This window comes from Rhizobium arsenicireducens, assembly GCF_964021225.1.
The window spans coordinates 4,221,233-4,240,253 of the sequence record NZ_CAXHYK020000001.1 but is presented as its reverse complement, the minus strand read 5'-3'; the positions used below and the strand labels follow the sequence as shown (position 1 = coordinate 4,240,253).

The window sequence follows — 19,021 nt, the reverse complement described above, 5'->3', positions numbered from 1 at the left end:
CGCGCGCCGAGCCACATTCGATCGCCTCCTTGATTATTGTCAAAGCACCGTGACAATGCGGTGCTTATTCTCAATAACATTACAATCGCTCCGAGCGATCCGTCATCAAGAACACAATCCGGGAGGTTTTCCATGTCCACAGCGCAGCAATCCATCGCATGGTTCGAAACTCTGGGTCGCCATGATGTCCCGCGCGTCGGTGGCAAGAATGCCTCGCTCGGCGAGATGGTACAGACCCTGGCTGCCGGAGGCATTCGTGTTCCCCCGGGCTTCGCCACGACCGCGGACGCCTACTGGCTCTACGTCTCGGCTAACAACCTCCAGGAACGCATGACGTCCTTCCTCGCCGAGTGGGAAGCCGGCAAGGCGACGCTCGCCGAGACTGGCCAGGCGATCCGCAACATCTTCCTCAAGGGTGACTGGCCCGCCGAGATCGAGGCCGACATCCGCACCGCCTATCGCGAACTCTCGAGCCGGGCCGGTGTGGACGAAGTCGAGGTTGCCGTGCGCTCCAGCGCCACCGCCGAGGATCTACCGGATGCCAGCTTTGCCGGCCAGCAGGAAACCTTCCTCAACATCAAGGGCGAGACGGCACTGATCGACGCCTGCCGGCGCTGCTATGCCTCGCTCTTCACCGATCGCGCGATCAGCTATCGCAAGACCAAAGGCTTCGACCACATGAAAGTGGCGCTGTCGATCGGCGTGCAGCAGATGGTTCGCTCTGACATCGGCGGCTCCGGCGTGATGTTCTCGATCGACACCGAAACCGGTTTCGACAAGGTGGTGTTGATCAATGCCGCCTGGGGCCTGGGCGAAAACGTCGTCCAGGGCACGGTGGACCCGGACGAATACCAAGTGTTCAAGCCGCTACTCGACGACAGGACGCTCTCCCCGATCATCGAGAAGAAGAAGGGCGCCAAAGCCATCAAGATGATCTATGCGGTCGGCGACAAGCCGACCCGCAACGTACCCACCTCAAAGGCCGAGCGCGCCGCCTGGGTACTGAGCGACCCGGAAATCGTCGAACTAGCCCGCTGGGCGGCAACCATCGAACAGCATTACGGCTGCCCGATGGACATGGAATGGGCCCGAGACGGAAAGACCGGCGACATGTACATTGTCCAGGCCCGTCCGGAAACGGTTCAGGCGCAGCGTGACGTCGGCGTATTCAAGTCCTACACCATCCACAACAAGGGAAGGCTGCTGACAAAAGGCCTGTCGATCGGCGATGCGATCGCCAGCGGCCAGGTCTGCCTGATCGAAACGGCCAGGGACATCGAGAAGTTCATCGACGGCTCGATCCTCGTCACCCAGACCACCGACCCGGACTGGGTGCCGATCATGAAGCGCGCGGCGGCGATCGTCACCGATCATGGCGGACGCACATCGCATGCCGCCATCGTCAGCCGTGAACTCGGCCTGCCCGCCGTCGTCGGCACGGGCAATGCTACGGACATCCTGCATACCGGCCAGGAGGTGACCATCTCCTGCGCGGAGGGTGATGAAGGCTTCATCTATGAGGGCATTGCCGATTTCTCGGTCGAGGAACTGGACGTCACCGACCTGCCGGAAACGAAGACCAAGGTCATGCTGAACCTTGCCAATCCAGGTTCGGCATTCCGCTGGTGGCGCTTGCCGGCCGACGGCATCGGCCTTGCCCGCATGGAATTCGTCGTATCGAACGCGATCCGCGTCCATCCGATGGCGCTCGTGCATTTCGACAGGCTGAAGGACGAGAAAGCCAAAGCCGAGATCGCCGCGCTGACCGCGGGCTACGACAGCAAGCCGGACTATTTCGTCGACAAGCTGGCGCGCGGCCTTGGCCGTCTTGCCGCCGCCGTCTATCCGAAGCCGGTCATCATCCGCATGAGCGACTTCAAGACCAATGAGTATGCCGGTCTTATCGGCGGGGCGGAATTCGAGCCGGCCGAGGAAAACCCGATGATCGGCTTCCGCGGCGCCTCGCGTTATTATTCGCCGCGCTACCGCGAGGGTTTTGCGCTCGAATGCCAGGCGATCAAGCGGCTGCGCGACGAGATGGGCTTCACCAATGTCGTCGTCATGATCCCCTTCTGCCGCTCGGTCGGCGAGGCCGACAAGGTGCTCGGCGTCATGGCGGAGAACGGCCTGAAGCGCGGCGAGAACGGTCTGCAGGTCTATGTGATGTGCGAAATCCCCTCAAACGTCATCCTGGCGGCCAAATTTGCCGACCGTTTCGACGGCTTCTCGATCGGCTCGAACGACCTCACCCAGCTCACGCTCGGCGTCGACCGTGATTCCGGCGAACTGGCCGACCTGTTCGACGAGCAGGACGAGGCAGTCAAATGGATGATCGAGAAGGTGATCTCCGAAGCCAACAAGGCGGGCGCCAAGATCGGCCTTTGCGGCCAGGCGCCCAGCGACCATCCGGAATTCGCCGAATTCCTGGTCGAATGCGGCATCGACTCGATGTCGGTGAGCCCGGACAGTTTCATCGCGGTGAAGAAGATCGTCGCCGAGGCGGAGAAGGCGAAGGCCGGAAGGGCCTGACCACTGAGTAGTAAAAAGCACCTGCGGTGCGGGCGGGTTCACCCGCACCGATTGATCAGAGTCAAAACAGCCTATCGATATCGTTGTATCGTGATATCGTACGGATGCTCGTAAAGCGCCCATGTGGTGACAGCGGGTTTCTATGGACCGAAGTCACCTTTTCCAAGCCATTCGGCAATCGGACCTTGCGTCCGCAATACACGGGAGGATGCCATGCGTAACTTGAAATCCATTTTGTCTGCCACCGTCGTTTCTCTGTTCATGTTGCCAACCGCAGGCCATGCCGGCGGCACCGTTGAGGTTCTCCACTGGTGGACGTCGGGCGGCGAAGCCAAGGCCGTCGGAACCTTGAAAGAGGCCTTTGAAAAGCAGGGCGGAACATGGGAAGATTCGCCGATCGCTGGCGGCGGCGGTGACGCCGCGATGACTGCGCTGCGGGCACGGGTAATGGCTGGCAATCCTCCGGCCGCCGTCCAGCTGAAAGGCCCCGGCATCCAGGAATGGGCGGACCAGGGTGGTCTGGCCGATGTCGAGGAAGTGGCCACGGCCGAGAAATGGGACGACGTCCTGCCGCCGTCCATGGCCGAGATCATGAAATACCAGGGCAAGTACGTGGCCGCCCCGGTCAACGTCCACCGCATCGACTGGATGTGGATCAACCCCGAGGTATTGGCCAAGGTCGATGCAGAAGTGCCGACGACCTGGGACGAATTCAACGCCGTGGCCGACAAGCTGAAGGCCGCTGGCATTACTCCGCTCGCTCATGGTGGGCAGCCTTGGCAGGACGCGACCATTTTCGAGACAATCGTGTTGAGTGAAGGTGCCGACTTCTACCGCAAGGCGCTCATTGAGCTCGACGAGGAAGCCCTGACCGGCGAAACCATGGTCAAGGTCTTCGACCAACTCCGCAAGCTGCGCGGCTATGTCGATCCGGGCTTCTCCGGCCGTGACTGGAACCTCGCAACCGCCATGGTGATGAATGGCGAAGCCGGCTTCCAGATCATGGGCGACTGGGCCAAGGGCGAGTTCCTCGCCGCCGGAAAAGTGCCGGGCAAGGACTTCATCTGCGCCCCGACGCCCGGGAACGGCTTCAGCTTCAACACCGACAGCTTCGCCTTCTTCAAAGTCGCTGGCGATGACCGGATCGAAGGCCAGAAGGTATTGGCGAGCCTGATCATGTCGCCCGAGTTCCAGGAAACCTTCAACCTGGCCAAGGGCTCTATTCCCGCTCGCACCGATATCAAGCTGGACAAGTTCGACAGCTGCGCCCTCAAATCCCACGAGGACATGACCGCCGCCGTTGAGAACAACACCTTCGTCCCGTCCATGGCACATGAAATGGCGGTTCCGCGTACGGTGCGGGGCGAAATCCTTGATGTCGTCACCAACTTCTTCAATTCGGACATGAGCTCCGCCGATGGGGCCAAGGCCCTGGGCGAAGCGGTGAAGCGCGCTCAGTAAGGCTCTTCTTCGCTAGGCAACCACCGGGGCATGGCAAACAGCTGTGCCCCGGCCAGTTCCTTTGACGTGGCGACATGCCCGACGAAGGATGAATACGGTGCGAGGAGGGGCCGGAAATGAGCACAAGGAGTTGACGGGTCGCATTCGACCGTTTTTTAGAGCGATGGCTGCCGCAGATCGTCGTTTCGCCGATGTTTGCCGCAAGCTTGTTGTTCGTCTACGGCTTTATCGCCTGGACCATCTATATCTCCTTCACCAAGTCCGGCGTTATGCCGAACTACACGCTCGTCGGCCTTGCTCAATATGAGCGGCTATGGAGTACGCCGCGCTGGTTCGTGGCGATTGAGAACCTGCTCATCTTCACCAGTCTGTTCATGATCGGCTGCATGCTGATAGGCTTGATCCTGGCGATCCTGCTCGACCAGCGAATCCGCGCGGAAGGCATGATCCGCACGATCTATCTCTACCCGATGGCGCTGTCGTTCATCGTCACCGGAACCGCATGGAAATGGATCCTCAACCCGACGCTCGGCATCGAGAAAATCATCCAGGACTGGGGTTTTCCCAATTTCAATTTCGACTGGCTGGTCGATCCGAACATGGCGATCTACACCGTCGTGATCGCCGGCGTCTGGCAATCCTCCGGCTATGTCATGGCGCTGTTTCTCGCCGGCCTGCGCTCGGTAGACGACGAGATCATCAAAGCGGCGGCGATCGACGGCGCGAGCCCCTTCCGCACCTATTGGAGCATCATCCTGCCGATCGTCCGGCCGGTCTTCTTCTCCGCCTTCGTCATTCTCGCGCACCTAGCGATCAAGAGCTTCGACCTGGTCATGGCGCTCACCGGCGGCGGACCGGGCTATGCCACCGACATGCCGGCGACCTTCATGTATTCCTTTGCCTTCCAGCGCAGCGAACTCGGCACGGCGGCGGCAAGCGCGGTGATGATGCTGGTTACCGTCACAGCGATCTTCATTCCCTATCTCTATTCGGAACTGAGGAGGCCGGCGAAATGAGCAGAGCCGCCATCTCCGGCATCGTCCGCCCCAAGGGTTTGAAGAATACGATATTGCGTCTGCTGCTCTTCACCATCCTCGGGCTTTTCTGCATCTATTACCTGATGCCGCTCTTCGTGATGATCTCGACCTCGCTGAAATCGCTCGAGGAGATCCGTACGTCATCACTGATCAGCCTGCCCAAGGACGTAACCTTCGCTGCCTGGGCAAAAGCGTGGAGCTCGGCCTGCGTCGGCGTACGCTGCACCGGCCTGCAGCCCTATTTCATGAACTCGATCCTGATGGTTGTCCCCGCGGTTGCGATTTCCACCCTGCTCGGTGCGCTCAACGGCTACGCGCTGACCAAGTGGAAGTTTCCGGGTGCTGACATCATCTTCGCACTGATGCTGTTCGGGTCCTTCATTCCCTTTCAGGTCGTGCTGCTGCCCATGGCCCGCATGCTCGGCTATTTCGGCCTGGCGGGAAGCGTCTACGGCCTGATCCTGGTCCATACCGTCTACGGCCTCGCCTTCACCACGCTGTTTTTCCGCAATTTCTTCGTCGGCGTGTCGGACGGTATCGTCCATGCGGCGAAAATCGACGGTGCCGGCTTCTTCGGCATCTTTTTCACCCTGCTCTTGCCCATGTCCCTGCCGACCATTGTCGTGGCCGTCATCTGGCAGTTTACGCAGATCTGGAACGACTTCCTGTTCGGTGTGGCCTTCACGGTTGGCGACAGCAATCCGGTCACAGTTGCGCTCAATAACATCGTCGCGTCCAGCACCGGCGTGAAGGAATACAATGTCGACATGGCGGCGGCGATCATCGCCGCCTTGCCGACCCTGCTCGTCTACATCGTGGCAGGCAAATATTTCGTCCGCGGTCTGGCCGCAGGTGCCGTGAAAGGTTGATGAAATGGCAAAAGTAGAACTGCGGGACGTCTGGAAAAAGTTTGGCCCGGTGGAAGTTATCAAGGGTGTGAGCATCGATCTGGAGGACGGCGAGTTCATCGTGCTGGTCGGTCCATCCGGCTGCGGCAAATCCACCCTGCTCAACCTGATCGCTGGCCTCGAAACCCTAACCAGCGGCGAGATCCGTATCGGCGACACGCTGGTCAATGACGTACCGCCGAAGGACCGCAATATCGCCATGGTGTTCCAATCCTACGCGCTCTATCCGACGAAAACGGTACAGGAAAACATCACCTTCGGGATGAAGACCCGTGGCGTCGATCGCGCGCTGCAGGACAAGGCGCTCGCCGAGGTCTCCCAACTTTTGCATATCGAGCAGTTACTGGACCGCAAGCCGGGCCAATTGTCGGGCGGCCAGCGCCAACGCGTCGCCATGGGCCGCGCGCTGGTGCGCAATCCCGACGTCTTCCTGTTCGACGAGCCCCTCTCCAACCTCGACGCGAAGCTTCGCATCGAGATGCGGACCGAAGTCAAGAAGCTGCACCAGCGCCTCGGCAAGACGATCGTCTACGTTACCCATGACCAGATCGAGGCGATGACACTCGCCTCGCGCATTGCCGTGATGGACAACGGTCATGTCCGTCAATTCGGCACGCCGGAGGAGGTCTACGAGAACCCTGTCGACTTGTTCGTCGCAGGGTTCATGGGCTCTCCATCCATGAATATCGTCAAGGGACAGGTCATCAACGAGGGTGGTCTGGCTATCGCCGTGTCCGATGAGGAAGGAACCATCCGCTTTCCCCTCGCTCCTCATCAAGCCGCCAAGGTCTGTGAGCGTGTCGGCCAGGATGTCTATCTCGGCCTCCGACCGGAGACGATCACGCATGTCGGCGCCCATGACACGCCCGGCGCCAGCCTTTTTGTCTTCGAACGGGCCATCGACGTGGTCGAACCAACGGGACCGGATACCATGCTGGTCTTCACGCTGGGCGGCATTGAGGCAATCGCGCGCGTGCGCCCGGAAGAACGCGCCAGGCCGGGCGAGGCCTTCCGTTTCGAAGTCAACATGAGCAAAGCCAAGCTCTTCGACGGTGAGACGGGTATGCGTCTCTAGCCTCGGCCTCCTCTCGGCTGAAAAAGTCAGATCTTGCTGGCTTCGTAGAGCGACAGCACATCGGCACGCCGGCAGAGTTCAGTACCAGACGTCATCACTGCCGCAGCCCCGGCCGCCAAACCGAAGCGGAAGGCCTCCTCGATCTTATAGCCCTCGGCCAGGGACCAGGTCATGGCTGCGACGAAACTGTCGCCAGCCCCAACAGCCGAGGTGACCGGGACTTCAATTGCCGGCACCCTATGGATCATATCGTCACCGACGAGAATCGCGCCATCGGCCCCGAGCGTCACGGCAATATACCGGGCGGCCCCACTGCGGACGATGGCCTGGGCCGCCGCCCCGGCACTTTCATGGTCGATCTTCTTGCCGACAAAGCTTGCCAATTCGCCCAGGCTGGGCTTGACCAGGAAGACATTCCCCCTCGCCAATGTCTTGTGCAGCGCCTCGCCGGATGTGTCGAGGATGAACTTGGCATCCTTGCGGGCGGAAATCTCAGCCATTCGGGCATAGGTATCGCCCCCGACGCCGCGTGGCAGGCTGCCGCTGGCGACTACATAGTCCGCGTCGATTCTCTCCAGCAGCTCAAAAACAGGCGCCAGTTCTTCCTCGGCTACCTGCGGCCCTTCCGGGACGAAGCGGTATTCGTGATTGGTCGACTGTTCACGAACATTGTACGCGATGCGTACGGGGTCGCTAATCGGAAACGTATGTTGCCGTACCCCGAGCGGTTCCAGCATGGCTTCGAGCAGCGTCCCGGTGGCACCCCCGGATAAATAGAGCAATTCGCAATTGCCGCCGAGTTCGACTATGACGCGCGCGACATTGATCCCACCGCCGCCGGCATGCTGACGCTGGTTGCGCGTGCGGGTCTTGTGCGTGTGACGAACCACATCGGCGTCACTGGAAATATCGATGGCGGGATTGAGTGCGATGGAGAGAATTTTCGACATGCCCGAGCCTAGCGTCCCTTCGTGACAGATCCAAGAAATTGTTTTGCACCGCAACCGTTGCTGTGAGCAATAGCGGCTATGCTTCGCTAATCGCAAGACCGCATGCCTGCCAGACCTCGCGCTGCGGAAATCTTGACGGAGCGTCACGATTTAGCGGTTGTCTTTGGCAGACTCGACATTACCTTTGTCGCAAATTCGACCCTCGGGGTTTTCTGCTCCCTCGGGCAACACAGGAAAAAGCATGTACACTGGCATCGTTCAGGCGGTTGCTCCCGTCACCAACATCGTCCGTCATGACGGATACACCGAGTTCCATATTCGATTTCCCGAACGGCTGGTCGAGGGGCTCCAGATCGGTGGCAGCGTCTCTGTGGAGGGCGTTTGCCTCTCGGCCACCTCGATAAACGGCGCTGTCGTGACCTTCGATGCCATGGATGCAACACTCGAGCGGACCAATCTCGGCAATCTTGCCGTCGGTGACAGCGTTAACATCGAACGGTCGGCCAAGCCCACCGACGAAAACGGCGGCCATGCAATTGCCGGCCATATCGCGACCACAGCAACCTTGGTCGCCGCCAAAAGCGACATGCCGGGCGCGTTCATCCGATTTTCCGTTCCCGATGAGTGGGCAAAATACATCTTTCCGCGCGGCTTTCTCGCCGTCAATGGCGCAAGCTTGACCGTGGCGGAGGCCACGGGCAATGTATTTCAGATCAACCTCATTCCCGAAACTCTGCGGCAAACCACCTTTCCACACTACAAGATTGGCGACCGGCTCAATATCGAAGTCGATCATCAAACCATGGTCATGGTCGACGTCGTGGAGCGCACATTGACGCGGCTGCTCGACAAGCGTCAGTGATGCCGAGCGACATCAAACCGAATGGCTCGGCCGCAATGAGGTCCAGGGACGATCGCTGATCAGCGAGACAAGGACCTTCAGATAATCGGCCGGCTTTTGCGCACATAATCCGGCAGGAATGCCCTTAGCGGCAATCTCGGCGAGCGGAGATCCAGACACGATCCGAAATGGAATGCCCTTCTGGCGCAATTGGTCGACGATTGGCGTCACTGCACCATCACGAACGTGGAAGTCGAGGATGGCGGCGGAGATCTCCTCTCGTTCGAGAATATCCAGCGCGTCGCGAACCGTTTCGGCCGTCACGACGTTGACCCCGGCACGCGAGACGCTGTCGGCTGCATCCATGGAGATGAAGACATCGTCCTCAACGATCAGGATCGTGTCGGTTTGAATAGCGGGCTTGATTGGCATGGCATTGCTCCTTTGGCCTCTCAACGCCTGCAACTCGAAGTTTGTTTCAGTTTTAGTCAATTCCCGATCGAGTTGGTAAACAAAGCGTTTAAGGGGCAGGAGGAAACAACCTGCAAGCGTAGGCCGCCCCGGTACCGACCATCTGCCCCCACATATTGGCGCTGTCCGATGGAACCAGTCGGAAGCACAGGCGTTCATCACGGGACCAACCATGGGAGAATCAAAATGCAGATCGTCGATACACAGGTGCACGAAGACATGGGCGGCGTGCCCGGCTTTACCGTCGAGTTCGTTGGCGATGGAGGCGAGATCGTTTCCGTTCGTATGAAACAAGGCGAGAGCGGCGATTTGACTCGCAAAAATGCACTGAAGAAGGCCCGCGCGCTGCTGGTGCAGGTCGGTTCATTTGATGCCGAGGCTGATAGCCGGCATGGCCAGACCCAGTCTGAGGGCGGAAATGACGGCATATCTGACGCGGTGCTGAGCGCCCGGCAAGCTCATGACGAAGGCGAACTCGAGTCCCAAGTGGACAAAGGCCTAGTTGACAGTTTCCCGGCCAGCGATCCGGTTTCTGCCACCTATTCGTCTACCGCCGGCGCCAAGTAACAACAGTCGATGTGACTGCAATTGTCCAGCGGCTCAATGCCCAGCAACAAGACGCGTCGGTCTGAACTGACGCGTCTTCTCTTCATTTGATTTGTGCGAAACGAGGACAGACAGGACCGTCCCTACGTCGTCGTGTTTGCTCTCGCCCGCGCTGCTTAGCGCAGCAAGCTCTGCCCTCCGTCAATCCAAATGGGCGTTCCACTGATTTGGCGGGCACGATCGGAAACGAGAAAGGCGATAGCCTCGGCGACGTCCTCGACCTCACCCGGGTGGCCCTCGGTCAGTGGAATATCGCCCTTCGGAAAATGGACCGGAACCTCGGACGTCTTGCGATCACGGATCGTCGTATTGTCGTCTATATTCGTCGAGATCGCTCCGGGGCAAACCGCATTTATGCGAATGTTATATTGACCAAGCTCCACGGCGAGTTGCTGAACCATGGCAAGCTGTGCCGCCTTGGTCGCAGAATAAGCCGTGCCCCCCGGAGTTGTGAAGGTCCGTGTGCCATTGATGGAAGAAACGATAACAATCGATCCGGCGCCGGTCTGCTTCAAGCGCGGCACCGCAAAGTGCAGCGTCAAGTAGGTGCCGCGCAGGTTCACAGATACAGTCTCGTCGAACTCCTCGGGTGTCAGATCATCGATTGGCGCCCAGGTGCCGTTAATCCCTGCATTGGCAACGACGATATCGAGCCTCCCCTTGCGGCCCCAGAGCTCTTTCAGCGCATCACGCATGGCATTCGTGTCGCTGATATCGGCGATCAAGACACTGCCATCGCCGCCCGCAACCTGGATCTCGGCCAGCACCTCCCGCAGTTCCTCCTCGGTGCGACCAAGTAGCCCCACGAAGGCACCTCGCGCGGCCAGCGTGAGCGCTGACGCCTTGCCTATTCCCGATCCCGCGCCTGTGACCAATGCCACCATGCCCTGGAATTCCATCGACGTCCCTATCTCCTCAGGATGCAGCCTTTGACTTCGGCACATGCTCGGATTTTCCCTTGCGCTTGGTGGATGCAAGCGCCTCCAATTCCTTCTCCGTCATGGACTCGACCATGCTCTTCGAAGCCCCCTTCAGTTCACTCTTCTTGGTTTCGCCCCGCTTGGCCGAAAGTGCGGCACCGGCCGCCTTCTGCTGTGCCTTGGATTTTGCGGGCATGATATGTTTCCTCCGGTTTGAACACCATCTGCATGCGACTAGCTAACCACCGGGGCTGCAAGAAGGTTCCACGGCGCTGAAGGAACTTCGAGCCTCTCCGGAACAAAATACCCCAGCGCCGAATTGAAATGCGCAACCTCCCGCTCAAGGACCTCTCTCGATGGACGCTCGCAGTACGAAATTCGCTGTAGAACCCGGTGAATGGCAGGCGCTCGGTGCCCGCTTCAATGGAGAGGGCACGAATTTCGCCCTGTTTTCCGCCCATGCCGAACGTGTCGAACTGTGCCTGTTCGATGACGGAGGCAAGACGGAAATCGCCCGCATCGAACTGCCCGAGTATACCAATGAAATTTGGCACGGCTATCTGCCAGGTGTGAAATCCGGAATGCTCTACGGTTATAGGGTCCACGGCCCCTATGACCCGGCAAACGGCCACCGTTTCAATCCGAACAAGCTCCTGCTCGATCCCTACGCACGCGAGATCGTCGGGGAGATCGCTTGGTCGAAGGCGCATTTCGGCTATGACCTCGAAAGCGAGGAGAAGGATCTATCCTTCAGCACCCTCGACAACGCGGAGGATATGCCGAAGTGCCGCGTTGTCGATCCGCGGGTTGCTCGAGAGTATTTAGGTTCTCCACGAATTCCATGGGCGGACACGATCGTCTACGAGGCCCATGTCAAGGGTTTCACAAAACTGAACCCCGCCATCCCGGAGAAACTACGCGGCACGTTCGAAGGACTCGGACACAAGGCGGCTGTGGACTATGTGAAGAGTCTCGGGATAACCTCGATCGAACTGCTGCCGGTCCACGCCTTCCCCGACGACAGGCACCTCGTTGAGAAGGGCCTCAGGAACTACTGGGGCTATAATAGCCTTGGTTTCTTTGCCCCGGCGTCGCGCTATTACGGAAAAAAGGGTCTGACGGGTTTTCGCGACATGGTCCGTGCCTTCCACGACGCCGGCATCGAAGTGATCCTCGACGTCGTCTACAACCACACAGCCGAAGGCAACGAACTCGGGCCAACCCTCTCCTTCAAAGGGATCGATAACTTCGCCTACTACCGAACCATGCCCGACAATCACCGCTACTACATCAACGACACCGGCACCGGCAACACCGTCAACACCTCCCATCCGCGCGTCCTGCAAATGGTGATGGACAGCCTGCGTTATTGGGCCGAAGAGATGCACGTCGACGGCTTCCGCTTCGATCTCGGAACCATCCTGGGAAGAGAACCAGAAGGCTTCGACCAGCGCGGGGGTTTCTTCGACGCAGTTGCGCAGGATCCGGTCCTCTCGAAAATCAAGCTGATCGGCGAGCCGTGGGACATTGGTCCCGGGGGATACCACGTCGGCGGTTTCCCGCCCGGTTGGGCGGAGTGGAACGACAAGTATCGCGACTCGACGCGGGAATACTGGCTAAACGGTGACAACTGCGCACCCGACTTTGCCGCCCGCCTCCTCGGTTCCGGCGACATCTACGACCAGCGCGGTCGGCGCCCTTGGGCGAGCGTCAATTTCATTACCGCCCATGACGGCTTTACCTTGAACGACCTCGTCTCCTATGACGGCAAGCACAACGAGGCGAACGGCGAAGACAACAACGACGGCCATAACCACAACCGTAGCCACAACTACGGCATAGAGGGGCCAACCGAGGACGTTGGCATCAATGCCCTGCGCGAGCGGCAGAAGCGCAACTTCCTGTCAACGCTGTTCTTCTCCCACGGCACACCCATGCTGCTCGCCGGCGACGAATTCGGCCGCTCACAAATGGGCAACAACAACGGCTATTGCCAGGATAGCGAGATCAGTTGGCTGCATTGGGAGAACCTGCCGGAAAGTTGCGAGGCACTGCGGCAGTTCACCCACCGGCTCATCACCTTGCGCAAACAGCAGCCGCTCTTGCGGCGCGCCAGTTGGCGCGACGGAACGGTGATCGATTGGTACAACGTTAAAGGTGGCGCCCAGCGGCCGGAGCACTGGCTCGATGACAATCCGTTGGCCTTGAGGATGCAACGCGACGACCTGCGCGGCGTCGAAGGTATCTGGCCGGAGATTCTGATCCTGTTCAACCCGGTCGATGCGGATGCCCACTTCCGGTTGCCGAAAACCGGTGGCGATGATTGGCAACTCGAAATGGAGACGAATGATCCAACACGTCAAGGAGACCGGATTGCAGAAGGCGAAAACATGCTTCTCGTCGCCCGCTCGCTCGTACTCTTGCGTCGCAGTTGACGCAGCGGCATGCGCCGGGGGCGCGCGCCGGTCGATCAGGTGTCGCTGGCGTTAGCGATCACCTCAAAATCGTAGAGTTCTCCCGCCAGCCGCAGCCGCCGGGCCGAAATCAAGACCGAAACAGTCTCGCCTTTGGCATTGCGGATCTCCGCCTTTTCACCGGAATAGCTGCCAACAGTGTCCAACATGGCAAGCCTTCTTTCCCTCGCCCCATTGCCGATTACCAAACCCGACGAGACCATTTCCTGGCCGCGAATTTCATCCCAGGACTTGCCGACCAACTCCAGATAGGCCTTGTTGACGCGCACGTAGCGCGAACTGTTCTTCCCGGTGGTCGAGATTGAAAAAGCGACCGGCGACAGATCGAAAAGCGTTTGGATGAGCGAGTTCGAGCCGGCCTCGTTGTCGTCCGCGACACCGATCAACCGATCCAGGTCTTCCAGTTCCTGTGCCGCCGGCATCTCGTGATCCGGAGGCATAAGAGCTTCGTCCCGGATGACGGCAACGAGCCGCCAGAGATCGACCTCGAGGAACAGAGGTTTGTTCTCCGGGTTTACGTCTTTGAGACCGTCGGGAATGGCAAGGGCCGCTTCGCGCAGCCGCTTCGACTCGCGCTGCGAACGCGCAGACGCCGCAAGCTCCCGATAGGCGTCAGCTGCCATTTGCCGCACGAGTTCGTAGGCCTCTTCAAGCAGGGCGCGGCGGCTTGCCTCGACCGTAGCGTCCACCAAGACCATCTCGTCGCACGTCGGCAAGCCTTCAAGTATACGCCAAACCCGCGCCTCGCCAGGGCATTCCCAAGACATCGGTTTCCCATGCGGTGCGAACCGTATAAGTGCGAGTACAGTTTCAGTCGAAAACCGGTTCGTATCGGCCGGAGAGTCGAGGCCTTCCCCACCAACGGCAACAGCGGTGAGGCGGGCCGGACTGCCGCTATCATCGAAAAACACGGATACTTCTCGAATGTCATCGGGAAATTCCAGCCAGGGGTGCTCCCGCCTGAATGCGGCAAGCGCCTCCTTCTCCAGTACGGTAACGGCATACATGTCTGCTTCTCCTAGCCGCTGAAGGCTCCGGTCTAAATTGCATCCTCGTCTGATACGCCGCGCCAGTGCCCTTGGATCAGTTCCACGCCCAAGCGTGTGGCCGCTGGACGCCACAGAAATCGCGATGATTGCGTTTCAATGATGCCTTTATAATACTCTAACAGACGGGGATTCGTTTGCTCAGTGCTAGCCCACGGCGCGGCGGACAACCAATCGAATTCTCATGCCTCTTGATAAATCGCAAAAATCTGACGATCTGGCACGAAAAGGCCCGAAAATACGGAAATCAGGCTGTTTTTTCGGACGGAAGAGCTCGCAAGCCCTTCCGGCGACACGACTGGCAGATGAAATACCAAAAAAAGTAAGGCGGCCGGAGGCCGCCTTGGAAGAATGAGGAGTTTCCGGCGCTCTTAGAAGAACGCCTGAATGCCGGTTTGCGCCCGTCCGAGGATCAGCGCGTGGACATCATGCGTGCCCTCGTAGGTGTTGACCGTCTCCAGGTTCTGCGCGTGACGCATGACGTGATACTCGATCTGAATGCCGTTGCCGCCGTGCATGTCACGAGCCTGGCGGGCGATGTCGAGCGCCTTCCCGCAGTTGTTGCGCTTGATCAGCGAGATCATTTCCGGAGCGAACTGGTGCTCGTCCATCAGCCGGCCGACGCGCAGCGAGGCAAACAGGCCGAGCGTTATTTCCGTCTGCATGTCGGCGAGCTTCTTCTGGTAGAGCTGCATGCCGGCGAGCGGCTTGCCGAACTGCTTGCGATCGAGGCCATATTGACGGGCACGGTGCCAGCAATCCTCGGCCGCCCCCATGACGCCCCAGGAAATGCCGTAGCGGGCGCGGTTGAGGCAGCCGAACGGACCCTTCAGGCCGGAAACACCCGGCAGGATCGCATCTTCGCCCACCTCGACGCCGTCCATGACGATTTCGCCGGTGACCGAGGCGCGCAGCGACAGCTTGCCGCCGATCTTCGGTGCCGAGAGGCCCTTCATGCCCTTTTCCAGCACGAAGCCGCGGATTTCCCCGCCATGGGCTTCCGACTTCGCCCAGACGACGAAGACGTCGGCGATCGGGGCATTGGAGATCCACATCTTGGAGCCGCGCAGGCGATAGCCGCCTTCGATCTTCTCCGCACGGGTCTTCATGCCGCCCGGATCGGAGCCGGCATCCGGCTCGGTCAGGCCGAAGCAGCCGATCAGTTCGCCCGAGACGAGACCTGGCAGGTACTTGTCCTTCTGCTCTTCCGAGCCATAGGCATAGATCGGGTAGATGACCAGCGAGGACTGCACGCTCATCATCGAGCGATAGCCGGAATCGACGCGCTCGACTTCGCGGGCCACGAGGCCGTAGGAGACATAGCTCGCATCCGCCGCGCCGTACTTCTCCGGCAGCGTGACACCCAGCAGGCCGGCCTGGCCCATCAGCTTGAACAGTTCCGGCGCAACGGTCTCACCGAGATAGGCTTCGTTGATGCGCGGCATGAGCTCGCTCTGGGCAAAGGCCTCGGCGGAGGCCTGGATCATGCGCTCGTCTTCGGAGAGCGCCTCCGCCATCAGGAATGGATCACTCCAGGAAAACGGCCGCATTTCGCTCATTGGTCTGATATCCTCTTTAAACTGGTGCATAGATTGACGAAATGGCAGGCGAACGCAAGACATGTTTACTCATGCGGCTATCAGGTCTATTCATAGCCAATGCTGACCCATCAACGCCGTTTTCTGCCTTCGACCAGCGCGCTCGCCGCCTTCGATTCCGTCGCCAAGCTCGGGAGTTTCTCCGCCGCCGCCAACGAGCTGAACCTCACGCAAGGCGCGATCAGCCGGCAGATATCCCTCCTCGAAGACCAGCTCGGGGTCAAGCTGTTCGATCGCAACAACCGTGGCGTGGAGCTGACCCCGATCGGTCGTTACTATGCCAAAGGCATCGGCGACGCGCTGGCGACGATCCGCACCCTTTCCCTGGAGGCCATGGCCAAGGCGGAGGACACCCACCTGCGCCTCGCCATCCTGCCGACCTTCGGCACCCGCTGGCTGATGCCGCGCATACCCGACTTCCTGCAGAAGCACCCTTCGATCATCATCGATTTTGCCACCCGCATCGGCCAATTCGACTTCGAAAGCTCCGGCCTCGATGCCGCGATCCACATCGGCGAGCCCAACTGGCCCGGCACCGATTGCCAGTTCCTCATGCAGGAAATGGTGGTGCCGGCCTGCAGCCCGGCCTTTCTGCGCGACCACCCCGTGGCGCGACCGGAAGACATGCTCTCCATGCCGCTGTTCGACATGGCCTCGCGACCGCGCGCCTGGGAACATTGGTTCGCAAGCCTCGGCATAGCCAACGGCCGCGGCGGCGGCATGCGCTTCGAACAATTCTCCAACGTGGTCCAGGCCTGCCTTGCCGGCCTCGGCATCGCGCTGGTGCCGACCTTCCTGATCGAGCCGGAACTGGCGAGCGGGCAGTTGGTGCGCGCCTGGAACCACGAGGTGAAGAGCGCCAGCGCCTATTATCTTGTCCGCCCACTGTCGAAGATGGCCTACCAGCCAGCCACCGCCTTTTCCAATTGGCTGCTGGGGCAGGTGCGGGAATTCAACGCGTCGAGCGACGGCGGCCCCGCCTGAGCTTCAGGAAAGTCGAGCCCCCTCCGTCCGATTTTCTTACTTGTCAAAGTCATCCGATGATTTAATCTATTGCATCATGAAGCCTGTTCAGAAAACCAGCCTCGCTGACACAGCGACTGAAGCGATCCGCGCCGAGATCATTGCCGGCCGCTTCCCCGTGGGATCGCGTCTTCCAAACGAGGCCGCACTGTCCGCCACCCTCGGCGTCAGCCGCGGCACCGTCCGCGAGGCCGTGCGCGTGCTCGCCTCCCAGGGCCTGCTCGAAGTGCTGCAGGGATCCGGCACCTATGTCCGCTCCGCAGCAGACAGCCGCCGCACACTGGACGCCGCCCGCCATGCGAGCCTTCGCGACCGCTTTGAAGCCCGTTGCGCTCTCGATGTCGAGGCGGCCCGGCTTGCGGCCAAGAGGGCGACACCGGCGACGATCACCCGGCTACGCGCTTTGCTGGCCCAACGCGGAAACTCCAACGTGGGCGACCGGGAGAGTTTCATCATCCGCGACCTCGCCTTCCACAAGGCAGTGGTCGCTGCCTCTGGTAACCGCGCCATGATCGAACTCTTCGATTTCTTCTCGACCTCGATCGCGGAGACGATCCAGGCGACAACCGGCGGCGAACTGCCGGAACCCGACATGGCCGCCCATCTGGCGATCGTCGATGCCATTGAAACCCGCGACCCGGACAATGCCGATGCGGCGGTGCGCCGCTTCATGGCGCCGGTCTTCGCCTTCCTCGACGGAAAGACCAAAACGTGACCATGACGGATCAGACCAAACCGCTCGATCTAGGCGATGAACTCCTGATCGACGCGGAGGACATGCCACCCGATGCGCCGCCCACCGCGTCGATGAGCCCGCTCGCACGTCTGCTGCTCGGCATCAGCCTGGTACTGATCGCCTTCAACCTGCGCCCGTTGTTCTCCAGCGCCTCGGCCTTGCTGCCGGAAATCCGCACCGAGCTCGGACTGTCGGCAGCCGGCGCGAGCCTCCTGACGACAGTCCCGGTTGCCTGCCTCGGCCTGTTCTCGCCACTTGCGCCTCGGCTTGCCGGGCGCCTCGGCGCGGAGCGCACCTTGCTTGCCGCCGTTGCCCTGCTGGCCCTCGGTACCGCACTGCGTGGCTTCCATTCCGTCCCCCTGCTCTTCCTCGGCACCGCCCTTGCCGGGGCGTGCATCGCCATCGGCAATGTCCTTCTACCTGGACTGGTCAAACGCGACTTTCCCGACAAGGCCGCGCTGATGACCGGCTTTTACACCATGGCGCTCTGCGGCGGGGCCGCTGCCGCCGCGGGCTTCACCCTGCCAATCGAGAACGCCTTGGGCGGCTCGCTTGGCGCCGCCTTGGCGATCTGGGCTATTCCGGTTGTCATGGTCGGCCTGATCTGGCTGCCTCAGGCCCTCGGCAGCAGGGCGAAGCCGGCAAAAACCAGCTTTCGCGTCGAGGGCCTCTGGCGCGACAGGCTGGCCTGGCAGGTCACGCTGTTCATGGGCCTGCAATCGGCGCTCGCCTATTGCGTCTTCGGTTGGCTCGTGCCGATCCTTCGCGATCGCGGCGTTGATGGCGTCACAGCCGGTGCAATTGTTTCGCTCTCGGTTATGGTGCAGGCAGCCTCCTGCATCGCCTCCCCGCAGATCGCCGTGCGCGGCAAGGACCAGCGCGTGGTTCACGTCGCATTGGCCGCCATCGCCGTCACCGGCTTGCTCGGCCTTCTGTTCGCACCGCTCTGGACCGTCTGGCCCTTTGCCGTACTGCAAGGCATCGGCCAGGGCGGCCTGGTCGCCGTGGCGCTCACCGCCGTCGTGCTGCGCTCGCCCGACCAGCATGTCGCGGCCCACCTGTCGGGCATGGCGCAGTTCGTCGGCTACACGCTGGCCGCGATCGCACCGCTTCTCGTCGGCCTGATCCGCGACTGGACCGGCAATTTTGCCGCGGCATCAATCGTCTTCGTCGCCTTCGGCCTGGGCGCTGCGATCAACGGCTGGGGCGCGGGGCGCGCCTTGCATGTCGATGTCAGGACCCTCCAGAACACACCTTGACTGGCGGCTGTGCCGGCGCTCACAGCGCGTCATCGGCTGCGATTGACAAGCGCCTGTTATGGACGAAGAGTACTCTCCGCGAAAATG

At 60.6% G+C, this 19,021-nt stretch carries 17 protein-coding genes; 11 read left to right on the top strand and 6 right to left on the bottom strand.

The genetic code is table 11. The features are described from left to right. Positions 1-132 precede the first annotated feature (132 nt). From ppsA to ACWPVA_RS20670, 5 genes are all read left to right on the top strand, one after another. Entirely contained in the window at positions 133-2,529 is a 2,397-nt protein-coding gene (ppsA, locus tag ACWPVA_RS20690; RefSeq protein WP_454289455.1) for a phosphoenolpyruvate synthase, read from the top strand. A gap of 222 nt (positions 2,530-2,751) precedes the next feature. Next, positions 2,752-3,990 carry an ABC transporter substrate-binding protein gene (locus ACWPVA_RS20685; RefSeq protein WP_454289659.1) on the top strand — a complete coding sequence of 413 codons (1,239 nt, stop codon included), beginning with the start codon at positions 2,752-2,754 and terminating at the stop codon, positions 3,988-3,990. A gap of 191 nt (positions 3,991-4,181) precedes the next feature. Then, the gene (locus ACWPVA_RS20680; protein WP_454289454.1) at positions 4,182-5,006 is read left to right on the top strand and encodes a carbohydrate ABC transporter permease; all 825 of its coding nucleotides are present in this window, start codon (positions 4,182-4,184) and stop codon (positions 5,004-5,006) included. Beyond that, entirely contained in the window at positions 5,003-5,896 is an 894-nt protein-coding gene (locus ACWPVA_RS20675) for a carbohydrate ABC transporter permease (RefSeq protein ID WP_454289453.1), read from the top strand. The genes ACWPVA_RS20680 and ACWPVA_RS20675 overlap by 4 nt, the downstream gene beginning before the upstream one ends. Positions 5,897-5,900: 4 nt before the next feature. Then, on the top strand, positions 5,901-7,010 hold the full coding sequence (locus ACWPVA_RS20670) for an ABC transporter ATP-binding protein (protein ID WP_454289452.1): 1,110 nt from the start codon (positions 5,901-5,903) through the stop codon (positions 7,008-7,010). A gap of 26 nt (positions 7,011-7,036) precedes the next feature. Here the strand turns inward: ACWPVA_RS20670 and ACWPVA_RS20665 are convergent, their stop codons facing one another. Continuing rightward, positions 7,037-7,960, bottom strand: a complete 924-nt coding sequence (locus ACWPVA_RS20665; RefSeq protein ID WP_454289451.1) for a 1-phosphofructokinase family hexose kinase — start codon at positions 7,958-7,960, stop codon at positions 7,037-7,039. A gap of 157 nt (positions 7,961-8,117) precedes the next feature. Between ACWPVA_RS20665 and ACWPVA_RS20660 the strand changes: the two genes are divergently transcribed. Then, positions 8,118-8,822, top strand: a complete 705-nt coding sequence (locus ACWPVA_RS20660) for a riboflavin synthase subunit alpha (protein WP_454289450.1) — start codon at positions 8,118-8,120, stop codon at positions 8,820-8,822. Between the two features lie 12 nt (positions 8,823-8,834). Here the strand turns inward: ACWPVA_RS20660 and ACWPVA_RS20655 are convergent, their stop codons facing one another. After that, the gene (locus tag ACWPVA_RS20655; RefSeq protein ID WP_454289449.1) at positions 8,835-9,233 is read right to left on the bottom strand and encodes a response regulator; all 399 of its coding nucleotides are present in this window, start codon (positions 9,231-9,233) and stop codon (positions 8,835-8,837) included. Positions 9,234-9,458: 225 nt separating this feature from the next. On the opposite strand from ACWPVA_RS20655, the gene ACWPVA_RS20650 reads away from it, so the two are divergent. Then, positions 9,459-9,839: a hypothetical protein gene (locus ACWPVA_RS20650; protein ID WP_454289448.1), complete on the top strand. Its 381-nt coding sequence runs from the start codon at positions 9,459-9,461 to the stop codon at positions 9,837-9,839. A gap of 155 nt (positions 9,840-9,994) precedes the next feature. On the opposite strand, the gene ACWPVA_RS20645 is transcribed toward ACWPVA_RS20650, so the two are convergent. Together ACWPVA_RS20645 and ACWPVA_RS20640 are read right to left on the bottom strand one after the other, a co-directional pair. Next, a complete protein-coding gene (locus ACWPVA_RS20645; RefSeq protein WP_454289447.1) occupies positions 9,995-10,777 on the bottom strand; it encodes an SDR family oxidoreductase in 783 nt (260 codons plus the stop codon). A gap of 16 nt (positions 10,778-10,793) precedes the next feature. After that, entirely contained in the window at positions 10,794-10,994 is a 201-nt protein-coding gene (locus ACWPVA_RS20640) for a DUF3008 family protein (protein WP_454289446.1), read from the bottom strand. Between the two features lie 160 nt (positions 10,995-11,154). Between ACWPVA_RS20640 and glgX the strand changes: the two genes are divergently transcribed. Next, the gene (gene glgX / locus ACWPVA_RS20635; protein WP_454289445.1) at positions 11,155-13,233 is read left to right on the top strand and encodes a glycogen debranching protein GlgX; all 2,079 of its coding nucleotides are present in this window, start codon (positions 11,155-11,157) and stop codon (positions 13,231-13,233) included. 35 nt (positions 13,234-13,268) lie between these two features. Here the strand turns inward: glgX and ACWPVA_RS20630 are convergent, their stop codons facing one another. Both ACWPVA_RS20630 and ACWPVA_RS20625 read right to left on the bottom strand, forming a co-directional pair. Further along, positions 13,269-14,393: a PAS domain-containing protein gene (locus tag ACWPVA_RS20630; protein ID WP_454289444.1), complete on the bottom strand. Its 1,125-nt coding sequence runs from the start codon at positions 14,391-14,393 to the stop codon at positions 13,269-13,271. 296 nt (positions 14,394-14,689) lie between these two features. Further along, the gene (locus ACWPVA_RS20625; protein ID WP_454289443.1) at positions 14,690-15,877 is read right to left on the bottom strand and encodes an acyl-CoA dehydrogenase; all 1,188 of its coding nucleotides are present in this window, start codon (positions 15,875-15,877) and stop codon (positions 14,690-14,692) included. 99 nt (positions 15,878-15,976) lie between these two features. Here ACWPVA_RS20625 and ACWPVA_RS20620 point away from each other — a divergent pair, with 99 nt between their 5' ends. From ACWPVA_RS20620 to ACWPVA_RS20610, 3 genes are all read left to right on the top strand, one after another. Beyond that, positions 15,977-16,900 (top strand): LysR family transcriptional regulator, encoded by a 924-nt coding sequence (locus ACWPVA_RS20620; RefSeq protein ID WP_454289442.1) that lies wholly within the window; start codon positions 15,977-15,979, stop codon positions 16,898-16,900. Positions 16,901-16,976: 76 nt separating this feature from the next. Continuing rightward, entirely contained in the window at positions 16,977-17,654 is a 678-nt protein-coding gene (locus ACWPVA_RS20615) for a FadR/GntR family transcriptional regulator (protein ID WP_454289441.1), read from the top strand. Positions 17,655-17,656: 2 nt separating this feature from the next. Continuing rightward, the gene (locus ACWPVA_RS20610) at positions 17,657-18,934 is read left to right on the top strand and encodes a CynX/NimT family MFS transporter (protein ID WP_454289658.1); all 1,278 of its coding nucleotides are present in this window, start codon (positions 17,657-17,659) and stop codon (positions 18,932-18,934) included. Positions 18,935-19,021 lie beyond the last annotated feature (87 nt).

Coding starts and splice junctions, on each gene's coding strand:
- ACWPVA_RS20645 (WP_454289447.1), bottom strand. CDS start 10,777: ATGGAATTCCAGGGCATGGTGGCATTGGTCACAGGCGCGGGATCGGGA.
- ppsA (WP_454289455.1), top strand. CDS start 133: ATGTCCACAGCGCAGCAATCCATCGCATGGTTCGAAACTCTGGGTCGC.
- ACWPVA_RS20670 (WP_454289452.1), top strand. CDS start 5,901: ATGGCAAAAGTAGAACTGCGGGACGTCTGGAAAAAGTTTGGCCCGGTG.
- ACWPVA_RS20665 (WP_454289451.1), bottom strand. CDS start 7,960: ATGTCGAAAATTCTCTCCATCGCACTCAATCCCGCCATCGATATTTCC.
- ACWPVA_RS20615 (WP_454289441.1), top strand. CDS start 16,977: ATGAAGCCTGTTCAGAAAACCAGCCTCGCTGACACAGCGACTGAAGCG.
- ACWPVA_RS20610 (WP_454289658.1), top strand. CDS start 17,657: ATGACGGATCAGACCAAACCGCTCGATCTAGGCGATGAACTCCTGATC.
- ACWPVA_RS20620 (WP_454289442.1), top strand. CDS start 15,977: ATGCTGACCCATCAACGCCGTTTTCTGCCTTCGACCAGCGCGCTCGCC.
- ACWPVA_RS20625 (WP_454289443.1), bottom strand. CDS start 15,877: ATGAGCGAAATGCGGCCGTTTTCCTGGAGTGATCCATTCCTGATGGCG.
- ACWPVA_RS20680 (WP_454289454.1), top strand. CDS start 4,182: ATGTTTGCCGCAAGCTTGTTGTTCGTCTACGGCTTTATCGCCTGGACC.
- ACWPVA_RS20675 (WP_454289453.1), top strand. CDS start 5,003: ATGAGCAGAGCCGCCATCTCCGGCATCGTCCGCCCCAAGGGTTTGAAG.
- ACWPVA_RS20655 (WP_454289449.1), bottom strand. CDS start 9,233: ATGCCAATCAAGCCCGCTATTCAAACCGACACGATCCTGATCGTTGAG.
- ACWPVA_RS20640 (WP_454289446.1), bottom strand. CDS start 10,994: ATGCCCGCAAAATCCAAGGCACAGCAGAAGGCGGCCGGTGCCGCACTT.
- glgX (WP_454289445.1), top strand. CDS start 11,155: ATGGACGCTCGCAGTACGAAATTCGCTGTAGAACCCGGTGAATGGCAG.
- ACWPVA_RS20650 (WP_454289448.1), top strand. CDS start 9,459: ATGCAGATCGTCGATACACAGGTGCACGAAGACATGGGCGGCGTGCCC.